The organism is Agrobacterium sp. ES01 (assembly GCF_050320885.1).
In the GTDB taxonomy this organism is placed as follows: domain Bacteria; phylum Pseudomonadota; class Alphaproteobacteria; order Rhizobiales; family Rhizobiaceae; genus Allorhizobium.
This window is the reverse complement of sequence record NZ_JBNQTH010000002.1, coordinates 176,932-191,921: the sequence shown is the minus strand read 5'-3', so window position 1 is coordinate 191,921 and position 14,990 is coordinate 176,932. Positions and strand designations below refer to the sequence as shown.

At 59.0% G+C, this 14,990-nt stretch carries 13 protein-coding genes; 7 read left to right on the top strand and 6 right to left on the bottom strand.

From position 1 onward, the window contains the following. Positions 1-90: 90 nt before the first annotated feature. Positions 91-903, top strand: coding sequence for a formate/nitrite transporter family protein (locus ACQQ2Q_RS08765; protein ID WP_428186680.1), 813 nt, complete (start codon positions 91-93; stop codon positions 901-903). A gap of 32 nt (positions 904-935) precedes the next feature. Here the strand turns inward: ACQQ2Q_RS08765 and ACQQ2Q_RS08760 are convergent, their stop codons facing one another. Next, positions 936-1,838 (bottom strand): LysR family transcriptional regulator, encoded by a 903-nt coding sequence (locus ACQQ2Q_RS08760; protein WP_428186679.1) that lies wholly within the window; start codon positions 1,836-1,838, stop codon positions 936-938. A 110-nt stretch (positions 1,839-1,948) separates the two neighbouring features. Here ACQQ2Q_RS08760 and ACQQ2Q_RS08755 point away from each other — a divergent pair, with 110 nt between their 5' ends. The 4 genes from ACQQ2Q_RS08755 to ACQQ2Q_RS08740 all read left to right on the top strand — a co-directional run bounded on the left by ACQQ2Q_RS08755 (position 1,949) and on the right by ACQQ2Q_RS08740 (position 5,168). After that, positions 1,949-2,107: a hypothetical protein gene (locus ACQQ2Q_RS08755; protein ID WP_428186678.1), complete on the top strand. Its 159-nt coding sequence runs from the start codon at positions 1,949-1,951 to the stop codon at positions 2,105-2,107. A 143-nt stretch (positions 2,108-2,250) separates the two neighbouring features. Continuing rightward, complete coding sequence (locus tag ACQQ2Q_RS08750; RefSeq protein WP_428186677.1) at positions 2,251-2,463, top strand: hypothetical protein; 213 nt, start codon at positions 2,251-2,253, stop codon at positions 2,461-2,463. A 184-nt stretch (positions 2,464-2,647) separates the two neighbouring features. After that, positions 2,648-3,667: a GlxA family transcriptional regulator gene (locus tag ACQQ2Q_RS08745; RefSeq protein WP_428186676.1), complete on the top strand. Its 1,020-nt coding sequence runs from the start codon at positions 2,648-2,650 to the stop codon at positions 3,665-3,667. Between the two features lie 124 nt (positions 3,668-3,791). Beyond that, on the top strand, positions 3,792-5,168 hold the full coding sequence (locus tag ACQQ2Q_RS08740) for a mechanosensitive ion channel domain-containing protein (RefSeq protein WP_428186675.1): 1,377 nt from the start codon (positions 3,792-3,794) through the stop codon (positions 5,166-5,168). A 173-nt stretch (positions 5,169-5,341) separates the two neighbouring features. Here the strand turns inward: ACQQ2Q_RS08740 and ACQQ2Q_RS08735 are convergent, their stop codons facing one another. Together ACQQ2Q_RS08735 and ACQQ2Q_RS08730 are read right to left on the bottom strand one after the other, a co-directional pair. Beyond that, positions 5,342-5,869 (bottom strand): GNAT family N-acetyltransferase, encoded by a 528-nt coding sequence (locus tag ACQQ2Q_RS08735; protein WP_428186674.1) that lies wholly within the window; start codon positions 5,867-5,869, stop codon positions 5,342-5,344. After that, positions 5,866-6,144: a DUF1778 domain-containing protein gene (locus tag ACQQ2Q_RS08730; RefSeq protein ID WP_428186673.1), complete on the bottom strand. Its 279-nt coding sequence runs from the start codon at positions 6,142-6,144 to the stop codon at positions 5,866-5,868. The genes ACQQ2Q_RS08735 and ACQQ2Q_RS08730 overlap by 4 nt, the downstream gene beginning before the upstream one ends. A gap of 221 nt (positions 6,145-6,365) precedes the next feature. On the opposite strand from ACQQ2Q_RS08730, the gene ACQQ2Q_RS08725 reads away from it, so the two are divergent. After that, the gene (locus tag ACQQ2Q_RS08725) at positions 6,366-10,238 is read left to right on the top strand and encodes a hypothetical protein (protein WP_428186672.1); all 3,873 of its coding nucleotides are present in this window, start codon (positions 6,366-6,368) and stop codon (positions 10,236-10,238) included. 318 nt (positions 10,239-10,556) lie between these two features. Here ACQQ2Q_RS08725 and ACQQ2Q_RS08720 read toward each other — a convergent pair whose 3' ends face one another. The 3 genes from ACQQ2Q_RS08720 to ACQQ2Q_RS08710 all read right to left on the bottom strand — a co-directional run bounded on the left by ACQQ2Q_RS08720 (position 10,557) and on the right by ACQQ2Q_RS08710 (position 14,351). Further along, complete coding sequence (locus tag ACQQ2Q_RS08720; RefSeq protein WP_428186671.1) at positions 10,557-11,375, bottom strand: sulfite exporter TauE/SafE family protein; 819 nt, start codon at positions 11,373-11,375, stop codon at positions 10,557-10,559. A 266-nt stretch (positions 11,376-11,641) separates the two neighbouring features. Beyond that, positions 11,642-12,355 carry a hypothetical protein gene (locus ACQQ2Q_RS08715; protein ID WP_428186670.1) on the bottom strand — a complete coding sequence of 238 codons (714 nt, stop codon included), beginning with the start codon at positions 12,353-12,355 and terminating at the stop codon, positions 11,642-11,644. Positions 12,356-12,545: 190 nt separating this feature from the next. Next, entirely contained in the window at positions 12,546-14,351 is a 1,806-nt protein-coding gene (locus ACQQ2Q_RS08710; RefSeq protein ID WP_428186669.1) for a methyl-accepting chemotaxis protein, read from the bottom strand. 241 nt (positions 14,352-14,592) lie between these two features. Between ACQQ2Q_RS08710 and ACQQ2Q_RS08705 the strand changes: the two genes are divergently transcribed. Then, on the top strand, positions 14,593-14,976 hold the full coding sequence (locus tag ACQQ2Q_RS08705) for an acyl-CoA thioesterase (protein ID WP_428186668.1): 384 nt from the start codon (positions 14,593-14,595) through the stop codon (positions 14,974-14,976). The last annotated feature ends 14 nt before the right edge of the window (positions 14,977-14,990 follow it).

The following is a 14,990-nucleotide window of genomic DNA, read 5'->3' as shown; positions in this document are numbered from 1 at the left end:
AAACGGCGCGTGACGCGTTGAGGCCTTGGCCTGTGTTCTGCAGGCCCCGCCGCAGACATGCTGGCGGCTCTCGCCAGGAACGCCCGACCGATGCCGAAACAGACCAAAGAAGACGCCAATACCGTTGACGAGATCGAGGACGAACTTCCCTCCACCTCCGCTGCCATTCACGAGCTCATTCGCCGCGACGGCGAGAAGGAGATCAATCGCGATGTGCTGGCGTTGTTGTGGTCGGCAATTGCCGGCGGCATGACCATGAGCACATCGCTGATGGCGCGCGGCATCTTGATGGCGCATCTGCCCGATACCGAATTTTCCTTCCTGTTCGATGCCATGGGCTACACGGTCGGCTTTGTGCTGGTGGTGCTGGCAAGCCAGCAGCTGTTTACCGAAAACACGCTGACGCCGGTCCTGCCCTTCATGTCGGAACCGACCGGGCGCAATCTGTTCAAGCTCCTGCGCATCTGGGGCACGGCCCTTGCCGGCAATTTCATCGGCGGTGCCATCGCCGTCGCCTTCATCACCACCATGCCCGTTTTCGACACCGATGTGATGCAGGCCTTCACCAAGATCGGCCTGCACATGATGGAAAACGATCCGCTGCAGATGTTTGCCAAGGGCATTCTCGCCGGCTGGCTGATCGCCACCATGGTGTGGATGCTTCACCGCATCACCAATGCCCATCTGCTGGTGATCTTCCTCGTCACCTATGTGATCGGCATCGGCGATTTCACCCATATCATCGTCGGCGCGATCGAGGCCATGTTCCTCTATGCCGAGGGACAGGCAAGCCTCTATCAGGTGGTCGTCGATTTCGCCCTGCCGACGCTGCTTGGCAATATGGTCGGGGGCACGCTGATCTTCGCGCTGATGTCCCATGTCCAGGTGAAATCGGACGAGTAGATGACGAAGGAGCGCTGCAGGCCGTTCGCCGGCTACGCCGCCGCCATGTTCGGATGCATCTCTCCGAAGGCATAGCGCACGCTGTCGGCGACGGCCTGGATGATCTCGCTTTTGTTGTCGCTCAAGAGCAGCCGCACCTCGAAGCTTCCAAGCTCCGGCAGGCTGTGGCGCGAGCCAAGCGCGACCATCTCGTCGGTCAGATAGCTGTTGGGTAGCGGGGCCACGGCGAGATCGGCCACGACAGCGGCGCGCTGCGCCATGGTATGGGCCGACAGATAGGCTATGCGATAGGGGCGCTTGATCTTTTCCAGCTGGGTCAGCGCCTCGGCGCGCCAGCAGCAGCCATCTTCCCAGATCGACACCGGCAAGGGTTCGCGCAGATAGGCGGTCCCGCATTTGGCGCCCGCCCAGACCAGCTGTTCACGGAAGATCGCTTCGCCTTCAGGCTCCGCCCCCCCTGGCGTGCAATTGACCAGCGTCAGGTCCAGCCGCTGTTCCTGCAGCCGCTTGCGCAGCGCATTGGATGAATCGACCGTCAGATCCACCATGATCGAGGGATAGGTTTCGGCAAAGCGCCGCAAGATGCCGGGCATGAACCGCTCGCCGATATAGTCGGTCGCGCCGAGACGCACGACACCCTGCAGGTCGGGCATGCGAAAGCGCGACACCGCCTCATTGGACAAGGCCAGAATGCGGCGCGCATAGGTGAGCAGCGTCTCGCCGCCCGCCGTCAGCCGCACCGAGCGGGCATCGCGCAGGAACAGCGCTGCCCCCAACTGCTCTTCCAGCTTCTTGATCTGCATCGACACGGCAGAGGGCGTGCGAAACACGGTCTCGGCTGCCATGGAAAAACTGCCGGTCTCGGCAATGGCGACAAAGGTGCGCAGCACGTCATTGTCGAGTAGCGGAAGAGGCTGTCTGAATGAAACCGTCATGGCAATGACCTTCAATTTAATTGAACATGAAGATGATATCATTGCGTTTGATTGAATGTCAAATGGGGCGCATTCTCCTGTCATGGCAACGAAACGAAGGAGAATGCGCCATGTTGATCGGCATCATTGCCCGACTTTTCGGGCTGTTCGGCCACCGCGAGATCGCGGAAGCGGCAAAACGGTCTGACGACCGGCGCAAGACCCAGCGCGAATTGTCCAAATTGCCGCCGCATATCCTGCGCGACGTCGATTGGCCGCCCAAGGCCTGAGCGTTCGCACCGGACGGTCCGCAACATTCATCACGGATTGTGATGGATACCACAAACAACATTCGTTTGAGTGATTTATCTAGCGATGTCATAACGACATCCGGCGCTCGATCGCGCCTGGCCAAGGACGAAAGGATACCATCATGGCCTATATCACCGCACCGCGTTCAGTGGCAGCCGCCCCGTTCCACCCGCCTGTCGGCCGCCTGCTTGCCCGCGCCCTTGCCCTGCTTTATACCTATCGCTGCTGGCAGGCGCGCCGCCGCGCTGAAAACGCGCTGGCCAGCCTGCCGTTTTCCGTGCGCAAGGATATCGGCTGGCCGGCAGCCGACCGGGCCAAAATAAGCGCTCGCTGAGGCCGCCGGCGCTTTTTGGGCGGCAGTGAATGCCGCTTGCTTAGGCGCGCCATCAAAATGTCGCGAATTTAATCATCCATGCACGCATAAGACGTTTTTTGCTATTGCCCTGTCGCTTTTGAGCCATCTCCGTGGCAGGCTTCCACGCAAGGAATTGGCATATTCGCGGGCACGGGCTTTCAGCATGAACAAATCGCCGACCAAAAAACGTTCGCTTGTTTTCTTTATGGTACCGCATTTCACGCTGCTGCCCTTTGCGGGTGCCATCGAGACCTTGCGCATTGCCAATCGCATGCTGGGCTACCAGGCCTATGAATGGCGGCTGGCCTCTGTCGACGGCGAAAAAGTGTTCTCTTCCAGTGGTATAGCCATGGATGCTGACACATCTCTTGCCGATGAGAGACGCTTTTTGTCGGGCGAAAACAGGCCGAGCATGGTGATCGTCTGTTCGGGCATCTATGTGGAGGAATTCCGCAACAAGTCGGTCAATGCCTGGCTGCGCGAGGTCTATAACCGCGGTGCGGCCATCGGTTCGCTCTGTACCGGCGCCCATGTGCTGGCGCAGGCAGGCCTGCTCAACGGCAAGCGCTGCGCCATCCACTGGGAAAACCTGCCGGGCTTTGCCGAACATTTCCCCCAGGCCGATGTCTATGCCGATCTCTACGAGGTGGACGGCAATATCTATACCTGCGCCGGCGGCACGGCCTCGCTCGACATGATGCTGAACCTGATTGGCGAGGATTTTGGCGAGGGTCTGGTCAACCGCGTCTGCGAACAGCATCTGACCGACCGCGTGCGAAGCCCGCATGATCGCCAGCGCCTGCCGCTCAGGGCACGCCTCGGCGTGCAGAATTCCAAGGTTCTGCAGATCATCGAACTCATGGAAAACAATCTGGCCGAACCTCTGTCGCTGCTCGAAATCGCCGACGGTGCCGGCCTGTCGCGTCGCCAGATCGAACGGCTGTTCCGCCAGGAAATGGGCCGTTCCCCTGCCCGCTATTACCTCGAAATCCGCCTCGACCGCGCCCGCCATCTGCTGGTGCAATCCTCCATGCCGGTCGTCGAGGTCGCGGTTGCCTGCGGCTTCGTCTCCGCCTCGCATTTTTCCAAATGCTACCGCGAACTCTACAACCGCTCGCCCCAGCAGGAACGCGCCGAGCGCAAGCAGACGATGTCGAACAATCGCACCGGGGTGGTGGTGTAAGGGGGCATCTTGCACCGCGTGCATTGCCGGTGTCCCGCAAGCCGCGCAACCCGACAACAGACCGGCATCTGGACCTTCCATCCTGAATAGCAGAAGGTAGGCGTCCACAACGGCTGGGGAAACGATGCGCAACAGAACTTCGAAGACACGCCTGATCGCCGTCACCTGCCTGGCAGCATTTATCCTCCTGCAAACACAGCCGTCCTTTGCCCAGACCAATGCCGATGCGCCGGCGATCTCGGCACAGTCGAGCCCCGACAAAGATGTCGCGATTTCAAAGCGCCTGAGCGCCATCTACCGGGAAATCGACGGCTTGAGCACGGTCGACGTCAAGGTGGCATCCGGCGTTGTCAGATTGCTCGGCACCGTGGCCAACGCGCAATTGATCGACGAGGCCGAGGCCCTGGCCAAACGCGTGGAGGGCGTGGTTGCGGTCTCCAACACCCTGCAGGAAGAGACCTCCATCGACGAGCGCCTGACGCCGGTCTTCGAACGGGTGCTCACCCGTTTTCAGGACGGCATTCGCTATCTGCCGCTGGTCGGCGTGGCGCTCATTCTCTGGGGCGCCTTCATTGTCTTCGGCTGGTTCATCACCTCGCGCAGCTGGCCCTGGTCGCGCATAGCGCCCAATATCTTCATCGCCGATCTGCTCAAGCAATTCGTGTGGATCCTGTTCATCCTCATCGGTGCGCTGCTGGCCCTCGACATTGTCGGGGCGGCAACGGTGATCGGCACGGTTCTGGGGGCCGCCGGCATCGTCGGTCTGGCCGTCGGCTTTGCCGTTCGCGATACGGTCGAGAATTATCTCGCCAGTATCCTGCTCAGCCTGCGCCAGCCGTTTCGGCCCAAGGACTATGTCAGCATCGAGGGCCAGGAGGGCTTTGTCACCCGCCTCACCTCGCGTGCCACCATCCTGCTCGACGCGTCCGGCAATCACGTGCGCATACCCAATGCCGTCGTGTTCAAGGCAACGATCATCAATTACACCCGCAATCCCGAACGGCGTTTCGATTTTGCCCTCGGGGTGGATGCCGAAAGCGCGCTCGATGTCGCCTTGAAAATCGGCATAGACAGCCTTCAAACACTCGACTTCACCTTGACCAGACCGCCCGCAGACGGCTGGATCGAGACGGTGGGCGATTCCAATATCCTCCTTCGCTTTTGCGCCTGGATCGATCAGAACGAGACCGATTTCATCAAGGCCCGCTCGGAAGCTCTGCGCGTGACGAAGAATGCGATCGAAGCCGCCGGCTTCTCCCTGCCCGAGCCCATCTATCGGGTGAATATCAGCTCCATGCCGGGCGGTTCGTCCTTCTTGGGGACGCAAGACAAAGCCGCCAAAACGCCCGAACCATCCAAGAAGACGCCCGCGACAAAGCCGCAACAGACCAAAGCCGATGTCAGCGCCGATCCGGCGATTGCACAGCAGATCGACGAAGAGCGGCAGGCATCGAAACGGACCGACCTCTTGACCGACCATGCGCCAAGCGAGCTGGATTAGGGGAATGAGGCCGGGAAACGAAGGCGTGCCATCGCAGAAAAGCCTCGGAAACCGGGCTTTCAGGGGTGGCTGGGCAGACACCATGCCCCCCGTTTGTGTCTCTGCGTGTCACAGGATCGGGAAGCACGCAACAGGCGCGAGCAGGCGTTGAGGAGTGCATATCGCGCCTCCCCTTACAGCAGGCCCCTGGCGCGTAAATCGGGGGCAAAGGTGGCAAGCGGCAAAACGAGGGTCAGTGGTCTGTCTTGCAGCGGCTCCGCTCCGAAAGAAGCATACCAGTCGGCAGCACGTTCGCTCTTGGCATCGATCATGAGGAGAAGACCGCCGCCTTCACCGGCAAGCCGCAGGCAACGCAAGGCTGCTGCGGCTAGGAGTTGTCCTCCCAATCCCTGCCCCGCCAGGGCACGGTCCGTCGCCAGACGGGCAAGCCTGAAGCCCGGTACCTCATGGCGTGCCAGTCCCCTCGTCATCGATGCGGGTACGGCCTCATGCGCCACAGACGCAGGTGCTATGGTGTAAAAACCAAGGATGCGGTCTGCTATCGTATTATCGACAGCACAAAAGGTCTTGGCTGCATTCTGTTCATGGCTCTGCCGTGCAAAGCGCTGCAAAAACGCGTTCATCTGCGCATCGCCGCAATCGAAGGAAGACCGATCATGCGATTTTTTGATCGGTTCCTCATGCCATTGCGGCAGGCTCATAGAGTATCCGGCAGCGCTGCGACGGCAGCACGCAGCTTGGCATTCGGCTTGGGTGGGTTTTCCAGAAGATTGAGGATGCGCAGATAGTCCCGTTCCGACACCTTGACGACCTCGGCTTCGGCAATCACCGCCTCGGCTTCTCGAAGCGCGGATTGCGTGACGAAACTGGTGAGATCGGTATCGCGCAATGCGGCCGCCCGCAGCAGCTTGGCCTTCGCTGTCGCTGCGATACGCAGGCTCATGCGCTCGTTGTCTTCGACTGCTGCTCTTGGCATGGAGGCCTCCATTCATACCGCTTCAAGTCTATGGGAGTGGATGCTTCACGTCAATCTGTACACCTTCAATGCGTACGCGTTGCCATTCGCAGTCCCAGAAACCATCATTGTGACGAGCAGGCAGAAGAGGTAGCACTTATGTTAGAGATGAGGAGCGCTACTTCAGCGTGTTTTCTATAGCGGCAGGTTAGGCAGACAAGTGTATCGCAAGAGGAGCAATTATGTTGTTTCAAGCTGATCCTGATTTCATCGCGGATCTCGACGACAAGACATTGGTAAAGCTCCTGAAACGCCTCGTATTGTCTGAGAGCCGCCTTGCTGGAATCCCCCTACGCGGAGCGGCTGTGCCTTTGCAAATCACCATAGCTGACGGCGGAGAGGATGGTCGTGTCGAGTGGGACGGTGGGCAAACATCTACCGCATATCTGCCAAGTCGCTTTACCGCGTTTCAGTCGAAGGCCCAAAATCTGACAGAGAGCCGTGTTCGCGATGAGGTTCTAAAGGTGGCTAAGGCGAAGCCACCAGAGCTAAGCCCGGTCATCCGTGAGGTTCTCTCACGCAAAGCGGGCTATGTCATATTTTGCCGGGAACGGATGGTTACAGCGAAGCGGACAAAGCTTGTAAAAGCTATTCGCTCTGCAATTACCGCAGGCGGCGGTGACCCCAACGATGCTGCCGCAATCGAGGTATATGACGCCAATCTCATAGCTGATTGGGTCAATACCCATCCTGCTGTCGCCCTGTGGCTAGCCTCACAACGCATGGGGCGCAACCTTGCCGGATTTCAAACCCATGAGACGTGGGGGCAGGTACCTGATTTTCACTCACCCTGGAAATCCAGTGATGAGCCGAGGTTTGCGCCCGCAAACCGCGTTGTACCTGTAGAAGTGCGGGCGGATCCAAAGCGTAGCGCATGGACCTACGAGCAAGCTGCCGACGAGATCTTGCGATTTCTTTCCTCTGAGAAAGCAATTGCTCGCGTATTTGGGCCGTCTGGATACGGAAAATCACGCTTTGTCTATGAACTACTTGGCCGCACAAGCAGCATCGCTGACGACATCGATCGAAGCTCGGTGATATACACTGATGGCTCAATCTCCGGTGAGGAAAGCGTCAAGCTCGCATTGGAACTTGCGACTACTGGATTTCCAGCAATTCTCGTAGTTGATGAGTGTGCAGATGATCTGCACAATAAGCTCGCGAGCATCGCAGCTCGCAACAATTCACGGCTGCGGCTAGTGACGCTCGACATCGAGACCAAGGTTCTTCAGGCAAACAACACACTTTCTATCCGTGTCGAGAAGTCGGACGACAAGCTGATTGGCGAGATTGCGAAGGGCATAGCCCCTAGTCTTAGCGATGGTGATACTCGTTTCATCACCGAGATTGCTGAGGGCTTTCCGAGTATGGCTGTGCTGGCTGCGCAGCAGGATGCAGATAGCCGACAGACACTGGTTTCCGCAGAACAAGTTCTCGACAAGATCATATGGAGCGGCAAGCAACGCGTGGCGGAAGCACAACGAGTGCTAGAGATCGCATCGTTGTTTGAGTGGCTAGGATTGCAGGGGAGAGTAGAAAGTCAGGCCGGCTTTCTTGCCACAGAGCTAGCGCATATCCCAGCGCCGCTATTTGTAGAACATCTACTATCGTTCAAGCCGCGTGGCATTATTTCTCAACGTGGGGACTTTGCGCAGGTTGGCCCAACACCATTGGCAGCGCGGCTTGGTCTTGCTCGGCTGTCCGTGATGACGGCGGAGCAACTGGTTCACTTTTTTAAGACGGCACCTTCGGAGCTTCAATCCAGTCTGCTCAAGCGTATAAAGTGGATGGACACGTCGCCAACCGCAGTGGCGTTTGCTGACAGGCTGCTTCAGCCCGAGATGTTTGGCAACTTTGCCGCGCTCAATACGGAGTTTGGTTCGAAAGCTCTCGATCGTCTGGTACACGTTGCGCCGGATCTCGTGTCTGCAACCATCGAAAAGGTATTCGGACATCTAACTATAGAAGAACTAAAAGCTGCCCATGATGGTCGTCGCCATCTCGTTTGGGCTTTGGAAAAGCTTGTATTTAGGAAGCAGACATTTGAACGATCGGCCCATTTGCTTATGAAGCTTGCGACGGCCGAGAATGAAAACTACGGCAATAACGCCAGCGGCATATTTAGGCAGCTTTACCAGTTATACCTCAGCGGTACAGAGGCTGACCCTGCCGCAAGGCTATTGGTTCTTGATGATGGCCTAGCATCAACATCTGAGGTTGAAAGGCGCGTTTGCGTCGATGCACTCGGCCACATGTTGGACAACGGACACTATTCGCGTGGCGGTGGGGCGGAGCAAATCGGCAGCGCCGATGCGATAGAGGACTGGCGTCCAAAAACCTACGGCGAAATTCACGATTTCTTTCGCGCCGCAGTGTCTCGCCTGACAAGCATTGCGGTTAGCGATGATGTCTGCGCCAAGGCCGCAAGAAACCATCTCGCCAAGCACATTCGCGGGCTTTTACGCGACTTGCCCATCGCCGAAGTGAAAGCGATGATCGGTGAGGTAACACGTGCCAAAGGCTTCTGGCCCGAAGCGCTAATGTCGATCTCAGATTGGCTTTATTTTGATCGGGAGAAAGGCACACCCGCAAAAATCTCCAAGGAAGTTCGCGGTATGTACGACGCATTGCTGCCAACTGATCCGGTCGAACTTGCCGTTTTGTACACGCAGGGCTGGCAGGTCGATTTGCATGATCCAGATGCGAAGTATGACAGTGGAAGCGATGCGGGGCGCGACTTCGATTATGCTGCGCGACAAGCAACCTCGACAGCAAAGTTGATCGCAGTAGACAAGCAGCTCACTGAACGATCCGTGGAGCGGATCGCATGCGATGATGGCCACGGTACGTTTGTTTTCGCTAGGGAGTTAATGAAGCAAGTCAACGACCCGAACGAGCTTATGCAAATTGCTGTTGCGGTGGCTGAGCGTAGCGAAAGATCGCCAAATCGAGGCTTCTTCGGCGGATTGATCACCGGAGCGGATGATCGTGACAGCGATCTAGCAAAACGTCTCATCCGCTTGGCGCTGCAATCACCTAAGCTGAAAAACGAGGCAGTCGCACTCATTGGCTCAGGCCGTTTGCAGTCTGATGATATTCAGTTGGTTATCTCGCTTCTAGCATCTGCCGATATTCAACCTTGGCAATGCAGAAATCTCGGGCTTGCTCGGCTGAATGGATCCTCGCTTACTCCACTACTGGAAGAGCTTGAAAGGCATGGAAATGAGGGGCTTTGGACTATCCTCGATATAGTCGGAATGTACCTCTACGACAACAAGCATCCTGTAACCAAGGAATTGGTCGACCTAATCAAACGTGTGTTGGTAACACCCACCCTGATGGATGCCGTCTCGAACAATATGGATGGCTACCACATGGAGCAGATGGTGGAGCGTTTGGTAAGGCTTAGCGCCATTAGTGAGCCCTACGCAAAGAAGCTCTCGAAGCAAGTCATGAGAATATGTCGACAGGGTACGGACCGGGTTTTCTATGATCTTGATGCCCCTGTTCGTAAAATTCTGGAAAGCCTGATGGCTCTTTATCCTGCGACCGTATGGACTGAGATAGCGAAAAAGCTAACAAGCAAGTCATGGTATGATCGTTTTTACGCCGAGCATTTACTTGAGGCTCAGCACCTGGGTGGTGATGGCGATTATCTGGGGCGAGGACTATCGTTCAACGTGCCCCCCCAAGTTTACATGGATTGGGTGCGGGAGAAGCAGGAAGCTCGCGCTGCAACAGCCGTCTCATGGCTTCCCATCGCAGAGAAGAACGACGGGGGGCAACTTAAGTGGCATACCGAACTTGAAGCTTTTGTTGCAGAGTTCGGCAATCAGCCAGACGTGTTAGCTGCTGTATCAAGTCGTCTATTGCCCAGGAGCTACTGGGGAGGGCTTGAGCGCTATCTTGAGCCGCTTATCCCGCTCGTTCAAAGCTGGTCATCGCACCCAAATGCTAACATTCGTCGCTGGGTTGCCGAGCAGCTTGATCGACTAAACAAGGCTATTGCCGAAGAAAGAAAACGTAGCGAGGAGGATGTCGTTCGCTACGGTTAGAGCCAACGTGTAGAGCCAGCAGATAGGCGTGCTATCTCAGAAACTACAAATTTTTACGAGGGGGTATCTAAGCTCTTTCGTGCAGCCACTTCCCCCATGGGATACCACCGGCCTGACGCCACCAAACTTTCCTTCACGTGCCCGTATACCGTTTTGGCCCAGATCCCGCTACAACATCGGAGCCATAAGGCAGGGTATAGGGTCATGTCCGCAGGGGTATACCCCAACGGTCACACCCTCCCCTGACAAACCTCCTTCGTCAGCTCCGCATTGCCACCATCGGACACAGCTTCCCGCGAACGCCACCCTTTTGGGCGCTCACCCGAGGCTGACAAAGAACCTTGCCGAGACCACGAGCAGAAAAATCCCGAAACCGATCTCCAGCTGGCGTTTGCTCATGGCATGGGCGAGTCTTGCGCCGATCGGGGCCATCATCAGGGTGATGGGGATGATCAGCAGAACGGCGATCCAGTTGACGAAGCCGGTCGAAAGCGGCGGCAGGCCGGGCTCGCCCCAGCCGGCCCAGATATAGCCCAGCAGGCCCGGCACCGCGATCAGCACGCCGACGGCCGAGGAGGTGGCGACCGCCTGGTGGATCGGGCGGCCGTAAAGCGTCATGAAGGTGTTGTTCAACACGCCGCCGCCAATGCCCATCAGGCCCGACAGAAGACCGATCCCGCTGCCGACCAGAAAGGTCGCAGGCTCCCCCGGCAGGTCGGTGCCCAGATGCCAGCTGGCGCGATTGGCCACCATGCGGATGGCAAGCAGCAGGGTGATGGCGGCAAAGATGCCGCGCAGCATGGCGCTGGAGGCTTCGGCGGCAATCATCGCCGCCAGGATGGCGCCGAGCGGCACGGCCAGCACCCAGCCTTTCAGCAGTTTTTCATCGACCGCGCTATGGCGTCTATGGGCCATGAAGGAGCGCACCGATGTGGGCACGATCACCGCAAGCGAGGTGCCGACCGACAGATGCATGGCCACCGCCTCCGGCACGCCGGCCAACCCGAAGATCTGGTAGAAGACCGGCACCAGCACGGCCCCGCCGCCAATGCCGAAAATCCCGGCCAACAGGCCGGCCAGGCCGCCGGCTGCGGCCAGCAGGACGGCAAAGATCAAAAGATCGCTCAGTGGCGGCATGGCTGGTTGCCCTCCCCGGATGACGCCGGCCTCCGGCGTCCGTCATCAAACCGTGACGTGTTTAGGCCAATCTGGGCGCCGGACAAGCATGACATGGGGCAATGCGGTACGCATCCACTGCGTTTGCCGCCCCGTCCGCCGCCAGACCTGCCGCATGTCCAAGCGTCCCCTCGCAGCCCAGAAGTCGGGATGCGACGCGATATCCCTGCTGGAGCGCGGTTCCCCTGTCCGCCGCGTTTCGGGTTTTGGCCGGCCCTTGTGCCGGCCTATTTTTTGGCAGGCGTGGCAGACGGCCTTCGCACAACCGTTCCGGTGACGGCATCGGTGTCCGGCGTGTCATAGGCGTTGGGCAGAAGCACCACCGGATTTTCGGTGCCGATCCCGTCCACCACCGGCTGGGCCGTCAGCCCTTCGGCGATCGAGATGCCGCCCGGTTGCTGCCATGGCTGCGTCTGCACCTGCGCCTCTCCGCCGGCTGCGACCCCCAGCCCCGCATCGATATTGACGCCATCGGCTGGAATGGTCAGCGGCTGCGTCCCGTCGGCGGATGCATCGGCCTGTTCATAACCGCCATCGATGGGGGGAAGCTTTGCCGGCGTCTGCTGTGCGCTTGCCGCTTCATAGCCTCCATCGATCGGCGGCAGCGCATCCTCGTCGCCCGCCTGCGCATAAAGCGGCTGTTCTGCGCTCTGCTCGGGCTGCGCAGTCGTATGGTCGGCGGCTGCGAGATTGGGCGTATTGAGATAATCGATGCCCTCGCTGCCGCTGTTTTGCGGCGGTTCGGGATTGTAGGACACCTCGCCCACACGCCCCAGCAGCTGATCGCCGCGGCTGTTGACGCGCCCGACCAGCTGCCGGTCGGGATTGCCCGGCGAGCCAACGCTTGCGGTCGGCACATAGCGATCCGGCGAACAGGCCGACAGCGCCGAAAGCGACAGCGCCAGCACGGTTACGCGTCCAAGCAGAGAAGAATACGCCATACAAACAACCATTCTGCCAAGGCCGGCGAACCGGCAATATCGGGTCATTCTAGGCCGCAGCCGTAAAGCTTTCCTTGCAAATTAAGGTAAATGCAATTCAGCGTTTCGAAAGCGCTGACAGGGTCAACGCAAACGGCGCCGGACGATTTCTCCCCCGGCGCCGTCTCCTCTTGCAGATCATGAAGGAGGCCTAGGCCGCCCGCTTGCCCATGCTGGCAGCGGCCAGATTGAAGCGTGACAGCAATTCGCGCAGCTGGGCTGCCTCATGGGCGAGCGTCTGGCCGGCCGCCGTGGTTTCTTCCACCATCGCCGCGTTCTGCTGGGTCATCTGGTCCATGTGGTTGACCGAGCTGTTGATCTCCTGCAGGCCGGTCGACTGTTCGCGCGCAGCCGTCGCAATCGTGTGGACATGGTCATTGACCTTGTTGACCAGTGTCTCGATGTCCACCAGCGCATCGCCGGTGGAGCGCACCAGCTTCACGCCCGTCTCCACCTCGTTGGCCGAGGCGCTGATCAGCGTCTTGATCTCCTTGGCGGCATTGGCGGACCGTTGCGCCAGTTCGCGCACTTCCTGCGCGACCACGGCAAAGCCGCGTCCGGCTTCACCGGCCCGGGCCGCTTCCACCCCGGCATTCAGCGCCAGGAGATTGGTCTGGAAGGCAATCTCGTCGATCACGCCGATGATCTGGGTAATCTTGTCCGACGAGCTTTCGATCCGGCTCATCGCTTCGACCGCATTGCGCACGATCTCGCCCGAGCGGTTTGCGCTGTCCTTGGTCTCGTTGACCATGTCGCGCGCTTCGTTGGCGCGGTCGGACGAGGTCTTCACCGTGGCCGTGATCTCGTCCAGGGCCGCGGCAGTCTGTTCGAGGGCTGCGGCCTGCTGTTCGGTGCGGCGGGACAGGTTGCCGGTCGCTTCGCTGATGCCGGTGGCGCTTTCGCTCACCACATGGCTGGAATTGTTGATCCCGGTCATGATGGTCTGCAGCGAGGAGACCGCGGCGTTGAAGTCGCAGCGCAGCTTTTCATAGTCCGCACCGAGATCGCCGATCTGCGCGGTCAGATCGCCGCTTGCCAGCCGTTCCAGCGCATCGCCCAGTTCGCGAATGGCATGCTCCTGCCGCTCGGCGGAGGTGCGCAGCACCCGTTCATTGCCCTGCCGCTCGGCATCCAGTGCCTGCTGCTGCTGGGATTGGCGGCTTCTGAGCTGGATGCGTTCGCGCACGGAATCGCGCAGGACAAGCAGTGCCTTGGCCATGCCGCCGATCTCGTCCTTGCGGTCGGCATCGATGATATCGGCATCGACCCGCTCTTCGGCAATATCGGCCATGGCGGATTTCAGGCGCTGGATCGGACGTGTCACGCTTGCCACGATGGCAAAGGCACAACCGGCGATGATGACCAGGCTCGCACCGATCAGGGCGATGCTGTAGGACACCGTGCGCAGGAACTGTGCCTGCAGGTCATCGGAATAAAGGCCCGTGCCGACAATCCAGCCCCAGGGCTCAAAGCCGATCACGTGGGAAAATTTCTCCACAGGCGCCTCGAAGCCAGGCTTCGGCCAATAGTAGTTGACGAAGCCTTCCTTGCTCTTCTTGACGGTATTGACGAATTCCACGAACAGATGCTTGCCGTTCGGATCGGCCATGGCCGTCAGATCCTGGCCGACCAGCGCCGGCTTGATCGGATGCATGATCATGCGCGGGGTCATGTCGTTGATCCAGAGATAGCCGTCTGGCGCATAGCGAATCGCGGAAATGACATCCATTGCCTGGGCCTGGGCTTCCTCCCGGGTCAGAACGCCCTGCACTTCCATGTCGTGATATTTGTTCAAAATGCCAATGGCACCGTCATCGATCGATGCCAGCGTGGCGCGACGTTCGCCCACCAGCGCGTTGTAAGACATGTACAGATTGAAGGCCATTCCGACGACCAGAACAGCCAGCGTAATTCCCACCAGCGCATATAATCGCGTCGACAATCCAAAGTTCTTCATGAAATCCCCACCCCATTAATGTCATTGACTGTGATCCGGCACAGTTCGAATTTGGTAAATTCCGATTGCTAAAATTAGCCTAAAATTCATGAGCAAAGCATTAATCGCGCTTATCGTGTGCTGGCACCCGTCTTCGCGCGATGCATTTTTCCTGTGACTTGCCGACAATGGCTCTGGCCTTGTCTCGACAATCATGGAGCATGGCGGATGAGCGACGACGCAATGAAGGATGGATATCATCATGACTGAGCAGGCACCCGGCGGCGAACTGACCCTGCGCACGCTTGCCATGCCGGGCGATGCCAATGCGGCGGGCGATATCTTCGGCGGCTGGGTCATGGCGCAGATGGATCTGGCCTGCGGCATCCGCGCGGCTGAGCGTGCCCGCGGTCGCGTGGTCACCGCCGGCGTCCAGGAAATGGCCTTCGCCATGCCGGTCAAGATCGGCGATACACTCTGCGTCTATACGGAAGTCGCCAAGGTGGGCCGCACCTCGATCACGCTGGCCGTCGAGGTCTGGGCGCAGCGCTATCTGAAAGACAAGATGGAGAAGGTGACGGAAGCGACCTTTGTCATGGTCGCCATCGACGAGAACGGCAAACCGACGCCGGTGCCCGCCGAGTAAGACACAAGGCCTGC